14 protein-coding genes are annotated in these 16,923 nt (G+C 43.2%); 5 read left to right on the plus strand and 9 right to left on the minus strand.

What is annotated here, in order from left to right; genetic code table 11:
• Positions 1-34: 34 nt before the first annotated feature.
• Positions 35-2,791, minus strand: coding sequence for an autotransporter assembly complex protein TamA (locus ACTL4S_RS04090; protein ID WP_441298806.1), 2,757 nt, complete (start codon positions 2,789-2,791; stop codon positions 35-37).
• Positions 2,792-2,965: 174 nt separating this feature from the next.
• Here ACTL4S_RS04090 and ACTL4S_RS04095 point away from each other — a divergent pair, with 174 nt between their 5' ends.
• Together ACTL4S_RS04095 and coq7 are read left to right on the plus strand one after the other, a co-directional pair.
• On the plus strand, positions 2,966-4,285 hold the full coding sequence (locus tag ACTL4S_RS04095) for an MFS transporter (protein ID WP_441298807.1): 1,320 nt from the start codon (positions 2,966-2,968) through the stop codon (positions 4,283-4,285).
• Positions 4,286-4,288: 3 nt separating this feature from the next.
• Positions 4,289-4,924: a 2-polyprenyl-3-methyl-6-methoxy-1,4-benzoquinone monooxygenase gene (gene coq7, locus ACTL4S_RS04100; RefSeq protein ID WP_005247248.1), complete on the plus strand. Its 636-nt coding sequence runs from the start codon at positions 4,289-4,291 to the stop codon at positions 4,922-4,924.
• Positions 4,925-5,070: 146 nt separating this feature from the next.
• On the opposite strand, the gene ACTL4S_RS04105 is transcribed toward coq7, so the two are convergent.
• Positions 5,071-5,772, minus strand: coding sequence for a DUF1003 domain-containing protein (locus ACTL4S_RS04105; protein ID WP_005106635.1), 702 nt, complete (start codon positions 5,770-5,772; stop codon positions 5,071-5,073).
• Positions 5,773-6,054: 282 nt separating this feature from the next.
• Between ACTL4S_RS04105 and ACTL4S_RS04110 the strand changes: the two genes are divergently transcribed.
• Positions 6,055-6,756: a VIT1/CCC1 transporter family protein gene (locus ACTL4S_RS04110; protein WP_004645386.1), complete on the plus strand. Its 702-nt coding sequence runs from the start codon at positions 6,055-6,057 to the stop codon at positions 6,754-6,756.
• Between the two features lie 573 nt (positions 6,757-7,329).
• Here ACTL4S_RS04110 and ACTL4S_RS04115 read toward each other — a convergent pair.
• The 4 genes from ACTL4S_RS04115 to ACTL4S_RS04130 form a co-directional block, all read right to left on the minus strand.
• The gene (locus ACTL4S_RS04115) at positions 7,330-7,767 is read right to left on the minus strand and encodes a 2-amino-4-hydroxy-6-hydroxymethyldihydropteridine diphosphokinase (protein ID WP_213687380.1); all 438 of its coding nucleotides are present in this window, start codon (positions 7,765-7,767) and stop codon (positions 7,330-7,332) included.
• Positions 7,724-8,104, minus strand: a complete 381-nt coding sequence (gene folB, locus ACTL4S_RS04120; protein ID WP_004645388.1) for a dihydroneopterin aldolase — start codon at positions 8,102-8,104, stop codon at positions 7,724-7,726. The genes ACTL4S_RS04115 and folB overlap by 44 nt, the downstream gene beginning before the upstream one ends.
• Before the next feature lie 128 nt (positions 8,105-8,232).
• Positions 8,233-9,531: an ABC1 kinase family protein gene (locus ACTL4S_RS04125; protein ID WP_441298808.1), complete on the minus strand. Its 1,299-nt coding sequence runs from the start codon at positions 9,529-9,531 to the stop codon at positions 8,233-8,235.
• A gap of 58 nt (positions 9,532-9,589) precedes the next feature.
• A complete protein-coding gene (locus tag ACTL4S_RS04130) occupies positions 9,590-10,360 on the minus strand; it encodes a HesA/MoeB/ThiF family protein (protein ID WP_441298836.1) in 771 nt (256 codons plus the stop codon).
• 483 nt (positions 10,361-10,843) lie between these two features.
• Between ACTL4S_RS04130 and ACTL4S_RS04135 the strand changes: the two genes are divergently transcribed.
• Positions 10,844-11,374, plus strand: coding sequence for a pyridoxamine 5'-phosphate oxidase family protein (locus ACTL4S_RS04135; protein ID WP_213687381.1), 531 nt, complete (start codon positions 10,844-10,846; stop codon positions 11,372-11,374).
• A 255-nt stretch (positions 11,375-11,629) separates the two neighbouring features.
• On the opposite strand, the gene ACTL4S_RS04140 is transcribed toward ACTL4S_RS04135, so the two are convergent.
• The 3 genes from ACTL4S_RS04140 to ACTL4S_RS04150 all read right to left on the minus strand — a co-directional run bounded on the left by ACTL4S_RS04140 (position 11,630) and on the right by ACTL4S_RS04150 (position 15,700).
• Positions 11,630-13,276: an AMP-binding protein gene (locus ACTL4S_RS04140; RefSeq protein WP_441298809.1), complete on the minus strand. Its 1,647-nt coding sequence runs from the start codon at positions 13,274-13,276 to the stop codon at positions 11,630-11,632.
• Between the two features lie 269 nt (positions 13,277-13,545).
• Entirely contained in the window at positions 13,546-14,682 is a 1,137-nt protein-coding gene (locus ACTL4S_RS04145) for an acyl-CoA dehydrogenase family protein (RefSeq protein ID WP_441298810.1), read from the minus strand.
• Positions 14,683-14,929: 247 nt separating this feature from the next.
• Positions 14,930-15,700 carry an SDR family NAD(P)-dependent oxidoreductase gene (locus tag ACTL4S_RS04150; RefSeq protein WP_114541115.1) on the minus strand — a complete coding sequence of 257 codons (771 nt, stop codon included), beginning with the start codon at positions 15,698-15,700 and terminating at the stop codon, positions 14,930-14,932.
• Positions 15,701-15,838: 138 nt separating this feature from the next.
• Here ACTL4S_RS04150 and ACTL4S_RS04155 point away from each other — a divergent pair, with 138 nt between their 5' ends.
• Positions 15,839-16,861: an AraC family transcriptional regulator gene (locus tag ACTL4S_RS04155; protein WP_441298811.1), complete on the plus strand. Its 1,023-nt coding sequence runs from the start codon at positions 15,839-15,841 to the stop codon at positions 16,859-16,861.
• The last annotated feature ends 62 nt before the right edge of the window (positions 16,862-16,923 follow it).

The raw sequence follows: 16,923 nt of genomic DNA on the forward strand, positions 1-16,923 counted from the left end.
ATCTACCCAAATAACTATTTTTTAAAATGATGTTTTATAACTGCGATCCAATAAAGAAATGTAAACGAATCGGATAATTGTCATCAGACAGTCCAGTCGCAACATCTATACGTATTGGCCCAATCGGTGAAGCCCAACGTACACCCACACCCGCGCCATATTCGGTCGGATTACTGAATTCTTTATTATAGGCATTTCCGGCATCTGCAAAGACCGCAGCACGCCAGCCTTCCTTAAACTGATAATTATATTCTAATGAAGCCACGCCCAAGGCCTGCCCGCCCACTTTAAAGCCGTCAATTTCCGGAGAAAGGCTCTTGTAGTCAAAACCGCGGATACTCTGGTCACCACCGGTGAAATATCTCAGGTTATACGGTACTTTGGCAAAATCTTGAGTAAAAATATAACCCGCGTCGGCACGCCCAACAAACTGATGGTCTGCATTTTCACCCAATGAATAGATAAAACGCCAGCCCGCATTCACAATGGCCATATCTGCATCAGAGAGTAAAGCCTCACTGCCCAGTTCAATCTTATAGGTCTGTTTGAAGCCTTTGGTTGGGTTGACCCGACGATCGCTCTCGGTACGTGAGACTTCATAACCGACTAATAGGGATTGCTGCTCATCTTCGGTATTAAAGCGAAAAGCTTCAGGAATCTGGTTAAAGTCGACAGAACCATCCTGCTTCAAGCGATCCAGACGATAACGTGCGCCGAAAGTCCGTTGCCAGCTACCACGTGGATTTTTGATAATCCGGTCTGCACCTAAGACTGCCGATTCAATCAACAGGCCTTCACCCTGTGCGACACCTTCACGCTCTTCACGCTCATACCCCCCCACAATACTGACATAGTCATTCAGCGGATGGTGATAGGGAATGTTATAACGTCCATCAATGGATTGGCGGATACCTGATAGCTCCATGTTGGCATCAAACGAATGTCCACGCTTGTTCACAATGGCACGACGATATTGACCACGTAAACGGATATCGGTATCTGTGCCATAACCCAGACCCACTTCAGCACTATTTAAACGGTCTGCATTTAAAGTCACAATCACTGGAATCTTTTTCTCTTCCCGTGCCTGTACTTTTAAACGGTCCTGTTCATTCTCTTTGGTTTGCTGCTCAACCCGTAAAGTTCTTAAATTTGCGCTTTCCTGATCGCGGCTACCGGCAAACTGGTCTTCATCCACGACATTCTGGGTCACTTCCTGAGAAGAGGATACCGAGCGAGCTGGTTGCATCGTAGCAGCCTGATCTTCACTCCGTTTCTGTTCTTCAATCAGGCTTTGAATATCGGGTGCCAGTTCCAGCTCTTTATCAAGCGGATCAGGGCGAATCGCATCCACCAATGTATAATTAAAATAGCGTGAGTTGGTCAGATTGTTGGCCAGACTATTGACCCGCCAGAAGGTATAATCTGCACCATCTGTCCAGGTGACTAGGCTTTCCAGTACGTCTCGGTCCAGCGGAAATTCCTTTTCAGGATCGCTCATTCTGAACTCGACATTGCCTAATTTATAACGTTCACCCGTTTCAAACCGCAGGTTCACATCGGCAGTATTTTGTGGCTGGGCAATCTTCACATCATGCAGACGCCAGAATGAATCAAAATAACCATTGTTATTGGCTGCAGTAGTAATCCGTGTCTTGGTTTTTTCATAATTGCCATGATTGAAAATATCGCCTTCTTCCTGTTCAGGTAAAAGACTGATGACCTGGAATTGTGGCTGTTCCGCACCTTCTCCAGTAAATTCAATATTTTGAGTGCTGATCAAGACAGGTTCATTCGGGGTCACAAAAACTCGAACCCGGCTGTCAGAGATTTTTTCAAACCTGAACTGGGCATTATAATAACCCACTGCCTGCGCTGCCTGTCTGGACAAGGTGCGTAATTGCGGCAAAGCCGAATTAAAGTCGCCAAAAGACTCTTGGGTAAAACTGGATAATTTGGCTTTGACATTATTTCTTAAATTCAGATGGCCTTCAGGTACATCTTTACGATTCAGCATACCGTTGCTTTGCGCCACACCTTGCCCATTTATGATCACCACATCTGCACTAATTCGAGGAACTCTTGCGGTCATGATCTGACGTGGAGGACGGATTTTATAAAATAGCCGTTTGAACAGATTCGGACGTTTATCATCCTCAGCAACCAACTGACCCGGCACTTCTGGCAAGGTCAATCCGGCTTCATTATTTTGCACAATAATCTGGCTGTCTGCCTGAATCGATTGCATCAACTGGTCGACATTAACCGGCGCCTGATTAATTTCCAGCAGTTCTTGCTGGCTGATATCGGCCACCACCGTTTCGCTGGTCTGAGTATTGCGATAGTTTTGTGCTTCCTGTTTGGCTTGCTCGGCTACCTGGTAAATTTCATTGGCCATGTTCTGATCAATAGTCTGTACTGGCAGATCTTCCAGATCATCAAACTCGATCGGCGTAAATTCACCCAGACCAGATCCTGCATTTTGCTGTTGTTCCAGCATTAACATACTGTCAACTGGTACTTCCGGTTCCAAGGCTTCTTCAATTTTTTCTTCCGCTTCCGTTTCGGACGTGGCCACACCCTGACGAATCGCTTCTTTAGATAGCTCGTCCACCATTTCTGCCTGAGAAATGGCCACGGGTGTTTCGGGCTGTTCTGTTTGTGCCATGCTCTGATGGGATAACATCATAAAAAAGATGCTCATACACAGCTGCATACCACTATGCTGTGGTATGAGAGGCCCCATACTGCGATTTAGCATCGTTTTTTTAAAATTTTTCTTTGCAGGCATAGCAAACTCTAAACGAATACATTCTTTAATTGATTATTTGACCGAAAAATATAAGCTAAGGAGCTTAATTAATTGGTTTTTACCTTTACATGGCTGAAAGTATCTTACATGATTTTTCTCAATGTTTACGCATAACTGACATTTCTTAATAAAACTTAATGTAGCACGGCCTATATGAACAAAAATGAACATTTGTTAGCTTCTCGGCGCTTTTTACCGATGTTTCTGACGCAGTTTTTTAGTGCATTAAACGATAATGTATTTAAACAGGCGTTACTGCTAGTCATCACTTATGGCTGGATTCAACAGCAATCGGCCAGCATCAGCACATTGAATAATCTGGCGGCTTTACTGTTTATCTTGCCCTATTTTATTTTTTCAGCCACGGCCGGTCAGATTGCCGACAAATACGAACGTTCACAGCTGATTCGCTATCTCAAGCTTCTGGAAATTGCCATTATGTTGCTGGGAACTGTCGGTTTCCTCATGGGTAATTTATGGATTCTGTTATTTGCCCTGTTCCTGATGGGAACCCAGTCCACGTTCTTTGGCCCGATCAAATACGCGATTTTACCGGAAGTGCTGAAACCCAATGAACTGATGTCCGGCAATGCCCTGTTTCAGTCCGGAACTTCTCTGGCAATCCTATTCGGTATGATTCTGGGCGGTGCAGTCATTGCAGCTTCCGCCGGCAACCTGATCTGGATCAGTTTAACCGTCATCAGCATCGCCTTGATTGGTTATATATCCAGTCGCTATATCCTGAAACAAAGTATTCCCGCGCCTGAGCTGCAAGTTGACTGGAACTTTTTTCGTACCAGTTTGCAAACCTTGAAATATGCCAAAGGCCTGCCTTTAGTATTTACCATTTTACTGGGCAATTCATGGTACTGGTTTTATGGTGCCACCTATCTGACTCAGATTCCACAGCTGACACTACAAAATCTGCATGCCTCGGAAAATGTCGCCAGTCTGTTGCTAACTTTCTTTTCTGTCGGAATCGGACTAGGTTCTTTCCTGTGCCGTAAAATTGGCGGCAGCCAGGTCAATATTAAAATGGTGCCTTTTGGTGCAATCGGTCTTGTGATCTTTGCCCTGTATCTGGCCGCGAGTCTGGCTTTTGTTCCGGAACGTACAGGTGCATTAATCGGTCTAGCAGAAGTTTTTCAGCAGGGCTGGAGCTATTATCATGTGATGCTAGCAGTGACCTTACTCGGGGTGAGTGGCGGTTTTTATATCGTACCGCTGTATGCCATGATGCAGGCGCATTCTCCCCGCTCACATCGTGCGCGTGTGGTTGCAGCAAATAACATTCTGAATGCCGTTTTCATGGTATCTTCTGCTATATTTTCTATTATTATTTTAAGTGTTCTAGAGCTTGATCTTAAAATACTTTTTTGTATTACCGCAGTATTAAGCGGCCTGTTTACTCTCTGGCTACTTTACCGGCTGAAACCAATGATCAAAACTGCAAAAGCACCCTTGGAGGATTAATTCATGCGTCAATATACAGGTCTCGATAAACTGATTCACTCTTTTGACCAGGCATTACGCAGTCTAGTCCCGGGCACGACCTCAGCACAACGTGAAAATCCGGCCCAACCGGTAGAAACGCAGTTAACGGTCAGTGATGCACGTCATGTGGCAGGTTTAATGCGGGTCAATCATAGTGGTGAAGTCTGTGCACAGGCGCTGTATCATGGTCAGGCCATGACGGCGAAACTCCCGAATGTGCGTCGCGAAATGGAACAGGCAGCGATTGAAGAACAGGATCACCTGGCTTGGTGTGAAGACCGCTTAAAAGAACTGGATAGCCATACCAGTCTGCTCAATCCGGTCTGGTACGGTCTTTCCTTCGGTATGGGTGCAATTGCCGGGATCGCAGGCGATAAATACAGTCTGGGTTTTGTGGCTGAAACAGAACGTCAAGTCAGCATGCATTTACAACATCATATTAGTCAGTTGCCACCGCAGGATGAACGTTCTCGTCGTATCTTGGAACAGATGAATGAAGATGAACTGCATCATCGGGATACAGCGTTAAACGCTGGCGGTGTAGATTTACCCGTTCCAGTCAAGATCGCCATGACCGGCATTTCCAAGTTGATGACCAAAACCAGTTATTTTATTTAAATAAGACGGTTTCAGTTTGAGCCCACTCATTTGTGGGCTTTTTAATATGTGTCAAATCTTGAGCGAGATAATAGTAACTCAAGGCATATAGCGATCTTATTACTTATAAGCTCTATAAAATAATAGAGAGTCCCCCACAGCATCCTTTAATCTTTTTTGCTCATTTCAGAAAGCAGGTCCAGCTGGATTTCCTGAATTTGCGCCAACCGTTCCCATTGATGCAGCAACAGATGATCTAATTTTTCATGCAAATGCTGAATTTCCAGTTCGGCTTTTAAGTTGATCTGATAATCATTTTGCGAACGTAAGCGGTCTTTTGCTTCCTGTCTGTTCTGGCTCATCATAATAATAGGTGCCTGAATCGCCGCGAGACAGGACAGAATTAAATTCAACAGAATAAATGGATAAGGATCGGCAGGTTGTGTCACCATCACCACAGTATTTATCGTAATCCACAGCCCCAAGAAGATTGCAAAACAAATCAAAAAAGTCCAGCTTCCACCAAAAGTTGCAATTTTATCGGCGAGCCTTTCTCCCAAGGTCCACTTTTGCTCTAAGGTCGTTTCCACATTTTTGGTAATCAGTTCATGCTGATGCATGCTATCAATCACTTCAAACTCAAGATCAGTCACTTCACCCTTTTCCGAACTTAATAATGAATGTACATACTGTATACGGTACTGGGTTAAATCTGCCTGGCAAATATAATCTTGCGGTGTCCAGCCTGGAATATCTTTGGCAATCTCTTCGGTAATGACTTGTCTGACTGTTCCCATCGGGGTGAGATTTTTCAGAAGAAAGTGCTTGCCGCATACCAAGCATTTATGGCTTTCATGTTTTTCTTTCATGATAATTCTCTTTTTAAACCAACTCACTCAGCTATTATTTTGTTCGATATGTTTGATTTGCTTTAGTCATTTTTACCATTCGTAAATCAATTATGTATCAAGTGCGTCTGATTTCTTGAAATTATGAATCTCACTTCGATTTTATCTTGGATTGATAAAATGCTCAGCCAAGCGCACGATGAGCTGATCATTCAAGATAATTTTCAGATCGATTCAATCCTACTATCTATACATGACTTAAATTTAATATAATCATGATGATAATAAAAAAGGGGCTTCATTATGCGCCATTCATACCATCTTGAAAAACATTATATCGAACGCGCGGGCTGGCTTCGTGCAGCTGTACTGGGGGCAAATGACGGGATTATTTCGGTCACCAGTCTGGTGGTGGGTATTGCAGCCAGTGGAGCATCCACAGAAATTTTATTGGTGACCTGTGTTGCCGGATTGATTTCTGGAGCCGCATCAATGGCGGCCGGTGAATATATTTCGGTTAAATCCCAGCAAGATATTGAAACCAATGATCTACTCATGGAAGAGCGCGAACTCCAGCGCCATCCCACCCATGAGTTAAATGAGCTCAAAACGATTTATATACAGCGTGGGTTGGAACCTGCTTTGGCACAACAGGTCGCTGAACAGCTGACCAACCATAATGCCTTGGATGCCCATGCTCGAGACGAAATTGGTATTTCAGCACATACCTCTGCCCAACCTTTTCTCGCTGCATTTTCTTCCGCCATGGCCTTTACGGTAGGTTCATTATTCCCTTTAATTTCAATCATGATTTTACCGGAACACTATCTGGATAAAGGCGTCATGCTGATTGGCGTTTTAAGCCTGGGGATGATGGGTGCACTGGCAAGCTATGCCGGTGGAGTAAGCGTCTGGAGAGGTGCAGTTCGGGTGATGCTCTGGGGAATTATCGCCATGTTATTCAGTGCCTGGATCGGATCATTATTTAATGTGTCTGTTGCCTAAATATGTGTTTATTTTTTAGTTAGACACAGAATAGGATTGAGCGGTTCTTCTATCAACATCACTGAAAAATGTTTTTCAAAAAACTAGCGGCTCTAACAAAACTTGAGTTTAATTAATATATATTCGGTTTTAACTTAGATGCTTAAAACTTAAGATTTATGCCTGAGAGGTATTGTTATGGAAACTACGATCATTCTTGCCATCTTGGCGATCATTATCGTATTACTGATTATTTTTTATAACAAGAAAAAGTGAAAGAGCGATGATTCATTTCTTGATACTTTGAGGATTTTTATTGATCTTAAAATACATTTCAGAGCTTTAAATCAATCAAATATTAATTCCCTGTTGGATCACATAAAGAATTCCAAGAATTAAAATGACCGAAACCACAATTTCCAATATTTTCATTTTTAAATGATTCCCAAACTCCACCTGCACCATCTTATCCGAATTTTTCTTTTCATCTAAAAACAAAAAATTGCATCATAAAAAAGCCTGATCTGGCTTGATCAGGCGGGTTAATTATTCTTACTGGATAAAATGTATTAGCAAAAAATTAGGTGATTTGATTTAAATCAGCTGTTCAACTGTTGGGAAGCTATGTGATCCATGTTCGAACATAGCATCATGCCAGATATCAAACATAGGCACTTTCACATCCAGAGCCAAGGGCAACTTTTTTTCATTAAACTGCATATGTTGAAGATCTAATCCCCAGGCAATCAAATCAACATCCAAAGTAATCTGATGAGATGGACGTACTCGCCCTGATGCCTGTTCCAGCTGTTTGAGCAGCTCAATCAGGCCTTCACTAGACACCGAACTTCGCAATAAACACGCTGCATTCCAGTAATCTGCGCCGATGCCATCGCGGCAAGGAATCATATAAATGGGAGAAAACTGAACTTCTCCCCATTCAGAAATACGTTGCTGTGCAGCTTGAAAATGTTGCTGAGGATGACAATTACTCGCTAATGCTAGGGCGAAAATCGTTTCGGTGGCGTTCAAGACGTATCCCTACAGAATTGGCTTGCGCGATAATGGCAGGCTTACGGATCGTAATATTAATCGATTCAATTGCTGTAAAGGTAGTAAAAAGTGCATTCAGCACTAACTTTGCTGCATGTTCAATCAATTCAGGCTTGGCGTCTTGAATGACTTTGCTGGAAATCTCACAAATTTCTGCATAATTCAGCGTATCTGCAAGTGCATCTGAGTTTGATGCCTGTTCTAAATCGGTTTGAATGGTCAAATCCAGCATTAGAGGCTGAATAATTTGACGCTCCCAGTTAAAGCAGCCCACGACTGTCTCAACCTTTAAACCTTCAATAATAATGGCGTCCATTGGATTGCTCGAGAATTTAATACTGACCACATCCCTCTCAAGCTCCTTTACAAAGGGAGGAGCTTTTAAAGTCCCCCTTTAAAAAGGGGGATTTAGGGGGATTTTTCCAAGTCTAGATGGGTTTAAGATTAATGCTTTAACAGCAGATTCGGATCCATGCTCTGCACCATCTGCAAACGCTGATCGGCATAGATATCGGTATACGGCGCCAGAATTCGCATGAAACGATCGAAATACAGCATTTGCTTGAATAGCAAGGCAAAGTCACGCGGGAAGCGGATCCCGTGACGTTCACCCACAGCCACCATATCCATCATGATATCGTTCAGGTCAGCAGGATTTGACGTTAACAATTCCTGCGGATCCGCCATCAATACACCGCTAAATAAACGTTCCAAATCAGCAGCCAAAACTTTGGTATCAATCTGCACAGCGGTCATACCCATTTTCAGCATGTTTTGCGCCATCAGCTCATAATTGGTATGTTGCAATGAATCCATAAATGCCATACAGGCAGTCCATACCTCAGGCTTGAGCTGACCGACAATACCGAAATCAATAAAACCGACACGGCCATCTTCAAGTAGCATCAGGTTGCCTGCATGCAGATCGGCATGGAAACTGTTACACATCATCAAGCTGCCAAACCAGGTATTCATCGCGGTAATGAGTACTTGAGATGGATCTTTAGATACTTTTTTGACCACTTCAAAATCTGTCAAAGGCACACCGTATAAACGTTGCATGGTGAGCACACGACGGGTCGAATATTGATGATAAACCTTAGGTGCAGTCGCTGCCTGATTGTTGGTGATATTCAGGTAATTGACGAAATCATCCAGATTCTGGGCTTCTTCGATAAAATCGACTTCGCGCACCATACGGGTTTTGATTTCTTCGACAATATCAGCCAGTGAAGCAAACTTGACTTTCGGGACTGCTTTTTCCAGCAACTTGGTTGCCCAATGCAGTACATTCAGGTCAGTGTACAAAATGGTCTCCACACCGGGTTTTTGTACCTTAATCACGACATCTTCGCCAGACACCAGTTTGGCTGCATGTACCTGTGCAATAGATGCAGAGGCTAATGGCGTTTCATCAATCGATGCAAAGATTTCGTCGAGATTACGCCCTGCAAATTCAGAGGCTAAAACTTGCTGGATATAACTAAACGGCAAGCGTGGTGTCTGATCCAGACAGCCTTGAAATTCTTCAACGTATTCACGTGGAAACAGCGACGGCGTACTGGCAATAAACTGACCAAGCTTGATATAAGTCGAACCTAAGGATTCAAAAGTTTCACGCATCAGTTTGGCATTGCTCGGCTTTTCAGTGGCATATTTAAAGCCCGCCTTTGCCGCAACGACTGCTGTTTCTCCCATACGGGCAACTGAACGCATTCCATCTAACCAGATATTGTTTTTCATAATGTCTTAGGAAAAATTAATTAAACGCAGTGTAGCAAAAAAAATTCACTTTGCAGGCTTATCTTGCCTGACAGATTGGGCAATCTGTATCTTTTTCGAAAGTGAGAATCCGCTGCTTAAAACTCATACCATCCCACAACAACAGCTTTTGTCGAAGTGGCATCTGGCCCAATCCCAGATATAACAAGGCATGATGTGCCTGTAAGCTGGCCATCACATTCGGTGTGGTGGCAAGTACACCGGAATCTGCACAGCGCAGACTTTCATCGGCCTGATTTTCTGGCGGGAACAGGCAGGCATAACAGGCGGAATCCCCTTCGACCATAAACAGCTGCCCTTGCAAGGCAATCGCAGACGCACTGAGTAATGGCACATTTAGCTGTACACAGGTCTGATTGACCAGATAGCGTGTGGCAAACTGGTCACAGCCATCCAGTACCAGATCCTGATGCTCAATAATATGGACTGCATTTTCAGCCGTTAAGGCCTGATTGATATATTCAACCTGTACATTCGGATTAATTTGACCCAGTCGTTTCGCCAGAATTTCTGCCTTATAAAATCCAAGATCCTGCGGCATAAATGCCAGTTGTCGCTGTAAATTACTCATCTCGATGGTATCCGGATCGATCAGGGTAATTTTCCCCACACCTGCGCGTGCCAGAAGTTCTGCCAGTGCACAGCCAATCCCACCACAACCAATAATGCAGACATTAGAAAATTTTAACCGTTCTTGAGCGTCAATATCCCAGCCATCCAGAAGAATCTGACGGCTATATAGATGCAATTCAGCATCAGTGAGTTCAAATTCTGGGGAGATGGCATCCATGTTAAATGTAGACAACGTCTTTCCTTGTTTCAAAAATTTTTAACAATGATCGTAAAATTAACTTTACTGAAGTTTTTAAGGACTGATAAATCTCTGGAATATCAATCTCACAGTCAATTCACAGCACATCAATAAATTATTCGGCAATCGTTGAGCCAAATAGCATATCAGCTAAACGCTCGGTATCAAGTTGCAGCCGCTATGGCTTGGCAAGATTTTTTTGAATCACCTCAATTCAACGGTTCCGGCAAACAGCTCTTTCTCATTTATAAAAGGTGTCAGACCTGAAGTTTTTAAAATCTTTGCTATTGAATTACCCTGTAAATAGAGCAGCCTTGTTTAGCAATTCTGTAGTCTCTGCCTGTATTTGAGTATGAAAATGTATGAGTTCAGTGAGACCTAAGGCATCTGTCTCTAAATATGATTAATCTGAAAATACCAAGCAATTTTTTCAGCTTTCATAAAATCGTATGGAGAACATACATGACCGAGCATAACAATACTCAACATGATAATCGTGAAAAATTATGGGAATTGATCAAGGATGTCCGTTACACCATGATCAGCCATTTAAATGATACACATGAAATACACTCCCAGCCGATGACCATGCTGAACTCCGAACAGATGAACGAACGTCAAAACTTATATTTCATCCTACGTAACACGAATGATCTGGTCAAAGCAGCAGAAACTGGCCGTGGTCAAATTGGCCTGTCTTTTGCAAAACCATCAGATGGTATCTATGTGTCGATCAGTGCTCATGCCCAGATCAGTACTGACCGCATTCTGATTGAACAGTTGTGGAATCCGTGGGCAGAAAACTGGTTTGAAGGCAAGGATGATCCGACCGTACGGGTATTGATTGCTGAAGCAGTCAGCGCAGAATACTGGAATGTTACAGATAACAAAGTTACCCAGCTTTTTAAAGCCTTAAAAGGCGGTGTTACCGGCGAAGCGGGCGAACCGCATGCAGAACATCAAAAAGTGAATCTACAAAGTAATATCTGGTAAGTAACGAGATTTAGCCTCTTTATCTTAAGAGGCTAAATTTTTGATATATTTAATTTTAAATATTAATGTAATTTTACTGTAATGACATAAAAAATTATAATTTTTGCTTGCCTTAATCTGCTCTCTTAAAAATATAAGTTCGGGAAAATCAGCTCAATATCTGATTAAAATTTAAGTAGCAGATTTATTTCTTAAAAAACCAAAAGGCTGCTATGGCAGCCTTTTAGCATTCAATCGAACAATTAATTTGAAAAATTAACTGACTCGCTTCATCTCTTGAAGTTTGGCAACTTCCTGCTGTTTGAGTAAATTGCGCTGAATCTTGCCACTCGATGTTTTAGGCAAAGCCTCTACAAACTCAATCTCTTTCGGATAGGCATGTTTGGATAAGCGTGAACGTACATAACTTTGCAGTTTCAACATCAAATCCTCAGTGGCTGGATAGGCTGATTTAAGTACCACAAAGGCTTTCACAATTTCTGTTCGTTCTGGATCTGGCTTACCAACGACTGCGGATTCAAGTACTTCTTCACATTCCAGCAAGGTACTTTCTACATCAAAAGGTCCAACCCGATATCCTGAGGTTGTAATGACATCGTCTGCACGCCCAATAAAGTCAATACCGCCATGTTCATTCAGTTTCACGGTATCACCCGTTAAATAATACTGCCCGACAAATGACTTGCGGTTATGTCTGGCATAGCCTTCAAACCACATCAAAGGTGAAGCTGAACAGTCTATTGCCAAGGTTCCAATCCCGCCTTTTTCGACTTCTTGATGCTCTTTGTTTAATACCGCAAAGCGATGCCCAGGAATGGCAAAACCAGCTGATCCGACTTTTTTATGATGTTCTAAAGCATGATGATTAGCGATCACCATACCGAGTTCAGTCTGTCCATACTGATCATAAATATTCACATTTAAATCATGATTGAACCACTGAATCACTTCAGGTGTGAGCGGCTCACCTGCACTGCTGACGACACGTAAATGTGAACTAATGGCTGCATCAAATTTTTCTTTAAAGCCAAAGAACATGCGAAATGCAGTGGGTGAACCGGTCAGATTACTGACCTGATATTTTTGAATGATGTGTACAGCGTTATCGACACTAAAACCGCGCTCGTCCATGATGATGCTGTGCCCTAAACTGAGCGGCCCTGCAATGCCGTAATACAGACCATAGGCCCACCCCGGGTCTGCCAGATTCCAGAAGGAGTCTTCATCTCGCAGATCTACGGCGTGTAGCATGTAGCCTTTAAAGGCCAACAACGCTTTTAAAGGTACAGGAACCGATTTTGCCAAGCCTGTGGTGCCTGAAGTAAACATCATCAGGAAAATATCATTAAACTGGCAACTTACCGGTTCAAACTTTTCCGGTTGTTGCTGTAAGACTGTCCAGAAGTCCGCATCTTGATAATCATCTGCTACTGCCTGATGCACAGTCAGAATATTCGGGACATTGAGATCATGGAGTTTCAGTCGTTGTTCTTCATCAGTAACGATCAACTGGGTGCCAGCGGTACTGATGCGATGTTCAATGGCTTTGCTTTCAAAGGCAGTAAATAAAGGTTGGTAAATGGCACCGATCCGCCAGGCGGCCAATATGGTAATTAAGAGTGCTGGTGTTCTTGGCAGTAATCCTGCAATACAGTCGCCGGCCTTTAAACCCAGAGCATGCATATAATTGGCCAGCTGTCCTGAAGCCACGGCCAGCTGTTCAAAGGTCCACTGCTCTGCGTCTCCATTTTTACCTTCCCAAATCAGTGCAGTTCGGTTTTGACCCAAGTAGCGACCACAGCATTCGGTATAAGCATTAATACTATCTGCGTTTCCAACCAGATGTTCCTGAACCATATTTTCAAAATTAAAATCAGCATATGCCTGCTCTAGTGTCTTCATGACGACAACCTCTTTCCTATTGTAGTTTTCAGGCAACCTTGCCTGAGTTTATCCATTTGTATTTGTTGTTCCTGCTGATTCCATCAGCATACTTTTTTAAATCTGCATTCATGCCCTAGGACTAGAACATGAATAAGGCTTATTTTTCGATTATTCGCACTGTATGTCTTTAGATCATCATGTTCAGTTGAATCCCTGCAATTTCCATATCCATCAATGTAAGTGCCGGATTTGAACATCAATCAAAGTGTGTTTTTTTAAATTAAAAATCAGCGTTGACACACCTCACGCGCAATCACCAGTCGTTGAATATCTGATGTACCTTCATAAATCTGGCTTACTCGCACATCACGGTAAATTCGCTCAACCGGAAAATCCGACACATAGCCGTAGCCACCATGAATCTGAATCGCATCTGAACAGACTCGCTCTGCAATGGTGGATGCAAACAGTTTTGCCATCGATGCTTCTTTTAAACATGCCAAGCCTGCATCTTTTAAGGTTGCAGCATGCAAGACCAGTTGTCGCGCCGCTTCAATCTGAGTGGCCATATCGGCAAGCCGGAATGCTACTGCCTGATGTTGAACCAGTTCCACCCCAAAGGATTTACGCTGATTGGCATACTCTACCGCAGCATCTAGTGCAGCCCGCGCCATACCGACTGATTGTGCTGCAATGCCGATCCGACCCGATTCAAGATTTGACAAGGCAATTTTATAGCCTTCACCTTCCTGACCTAGCAGGTTGGCAGCAGGAATCCGGCAGTTATCCAGAACGATGGTCGCGGTATCCGAACAATGCTGACCCATTTTCTCTTCTAGGCGTGACACGATATAACCCGGTGCATCGGTCGGCACCAGAAAACATGAAATACCTTTTTTCCCCGCCGCTTTATCAGTCACCGCAAAGACCAATGCAATCTGTGCATGTTTCCCTGTGGTAATAAACTGCTTGGTGCCATTTAACACCCACTCATCACCATCACGTTCGGCTTTACACTCCAGCGAACTGGCATCCGAACCGGCCTGAGGTTCTGTCAAACAGAAGCAGCCGAGCCATTCACCTGTTGCCAGTTTGGTTAAATACTGCTGTTTTTGTGCTTCTGTGCCATAACGCTGGGTAATGCCACAAGGCAAAGAATTCTGCACACTGATAATAGTTGAGATTGCACCATCACCTGCGGCGATCTCTTCTAGCGCCAAGACCAGTGACACATAATCCAGACCTGCACCACCCCATTCTTCAGCCACTGTCATACCCAATGCACCAAGCTCACCAAGCTCTTTAAGTTCTTGTGCTGGGAATTGTGCAGTTTTGTCGCGTAGGGCCGCTGTCGGTTGCAGTTTCTGCTGCGAATAATTGCGCATCATGTCCTGAATCATTTTTTGTTCGTCATTTAAAATCATTGAACTTCCCTTTCTATATCTATTTTATTTACTTCAAGCTTTTTACTATTGAGATCGTTGGCACGTCGGATAAGGCGGCATGGATGTCGCCTGCGAAACTGAGATACAGGGATGTATCTTCAGTTTCGCAAAGGATTTTTGTTTCTTTTGATCCTTCAAAAGAAAATGCATGCTTGAGCAAATTCATTTAAATTCAATGAGAAATTTACAGATGTGCAAATCATCATGTCCTATATAAATCGAAGACTTATTTAGGCTGCATACGGATTGCGCCATCCAGACGAATGACCTCACCATTTAAATAACTATTTTCAAAAATATGTCCCACCAGCTGGGCAAATTCCTGTGGTTTTGCCAGACGAGGTGGAAACGGCACCATTTGCCCCAAAGCATCCTGGACATTTTGCGGCATGCCTTTCAGCATCGGAGTTTCCATAATGCCCGGCGCGATGGTCATGACACGGATCGCTTCACGGGCCAGTTCACGTGCCAGAGGTAAAGTCATTGCGACTACTGCACCTTTAGAAGCCGCATAGGCAGTCTGACCAATTTGGCCGTCATAAGCGGCAACCGAAGCGGTGTTCACAATCACGCCACGTTCTTCTTCACCAGCTTGCAGCTCATATTTTGCAATTAAAGCCGCCGCATGACGCAACATATTAAAAGTACCGTTTACATTAATATTCAGCACTTTTTGGAACATTGCCAATTCATGGATGCCGTTACGACCCAATACTTTGGCGGATGGCGCAATCCCGGCACAGTTGATCAAACCATTCAGTTGGCCATATGTGCTTTCAACATGAGCGAAGAAAGCTTCAACTGTCTGTTCATCGGTCACATCGAGCTGTACAAATTCAGACTGTGAGCCCAGTTGCTGCTGTAATGCCTGACCCTGCTCCTGATTCATATCGACCAGAATCACTTTAGCACCGTGTTCAACCAAATGAGTCGCTGTAGCTGCACCCAAACCTGAGGCACCACCAGTGATCACAATAACTTTTCCCTGAATGTTCATGTTTATTTCCTAGCGATTTTTCTATTTCAGATACGACTTAATATGCAGAGTAAACAGAGTTTTTATTCTGTACAATTTCCAAATATTGCATCTTGCATGATGTATTTGGACAATGAAAACAAGGATGTCAGACTGAATATGCATAAGCCTGCACTGGAATATAGCAAAGGCACCATCTCGATTGACCTGGTGAACGAAGCATTGCTGGATGCCAAACGGCTGCAATTTGATATCCCTGCCATTCTGAAAAAAGCCAATATCCCAGCAGAAGTATTGAATGCTCCCAAGGCACGCGTATCCGTTAGCCAATTTGCCCAATTATGGACTGTACTTGCAGACAGCATGAATGACGAATTTTTTGGCATGGACAGTCATGCCATGCGTCGTGGCAGTTTTAAATTGCTTTCGAAAATGGTTATGCAGGCAGATACACTGGAAAAAGCCGTGCAACACATTCTGCAATTTCTCAACCTGGTTTTGGACGATCTGCAAAGCACGCTCATGGTTGAGGAACACTATGCCTATATCGTAATTTATGATTTAAAAGCAATCAAACGCATGTTTAGTTATGCGACTTATCTGATGCTGATTCATACCCTGATCTGCTGGTTAAGTGGACAACGGATTTTGCTTAATCAGATTCAATTGAAATGTGCAGCACCACTGGATGATTTCGATTACAAAGTCCGGTTTTGTGAACAGATTGAATATCAGGCCAGCGAAAACTATGTGCAATTTGATGCCAGCTATCTGCAACTGCCGATTAAACAGGATACTCAGTCCTGGTATCAGTTTATTCAGCAAACCCCACAAAATTTATTGGTACGTTTTAAAAATCCCTATGCTTTAAGCACTCAGATTCGCCGACAATTGCTACAGGTTTCACCAGCAGAATGGCTGGAACTGAATGAACTGGCCTTAAAAATGAATATGTCTGAAGCGACCATGCAACGGCGTTTAAAAAGTGAAGGTGTCAGCTATCAACAGTTAAAAAATGAGATACGCCGGGATACCGCCATTGAGTTACTGACCCGTACTGAACAAAGTTTACAAGAGATCAGCGATCAGCTTAATTTTCAGGAATCCAGTGCATTTCATCGTGCATTCAAAAAGTGGACTGGCGTCAGTCCAGGCGCGTATCGACAAAATAATATTAGATAATTTATATAAACTTAGACTTTAAAAATATTACCGAAAAACACTTGGATTCTAAGCATTTATTT

Source organism: Acinetobacter lwoffii, from assembly GCF_052078135.1.
GTDB lineage: Bacteria > Pseudomonadota > Gammaproteobacteria > Pseudomonadales > Moraxellaceae > Acinetobacter > Acinetobacter lwoffii_Z.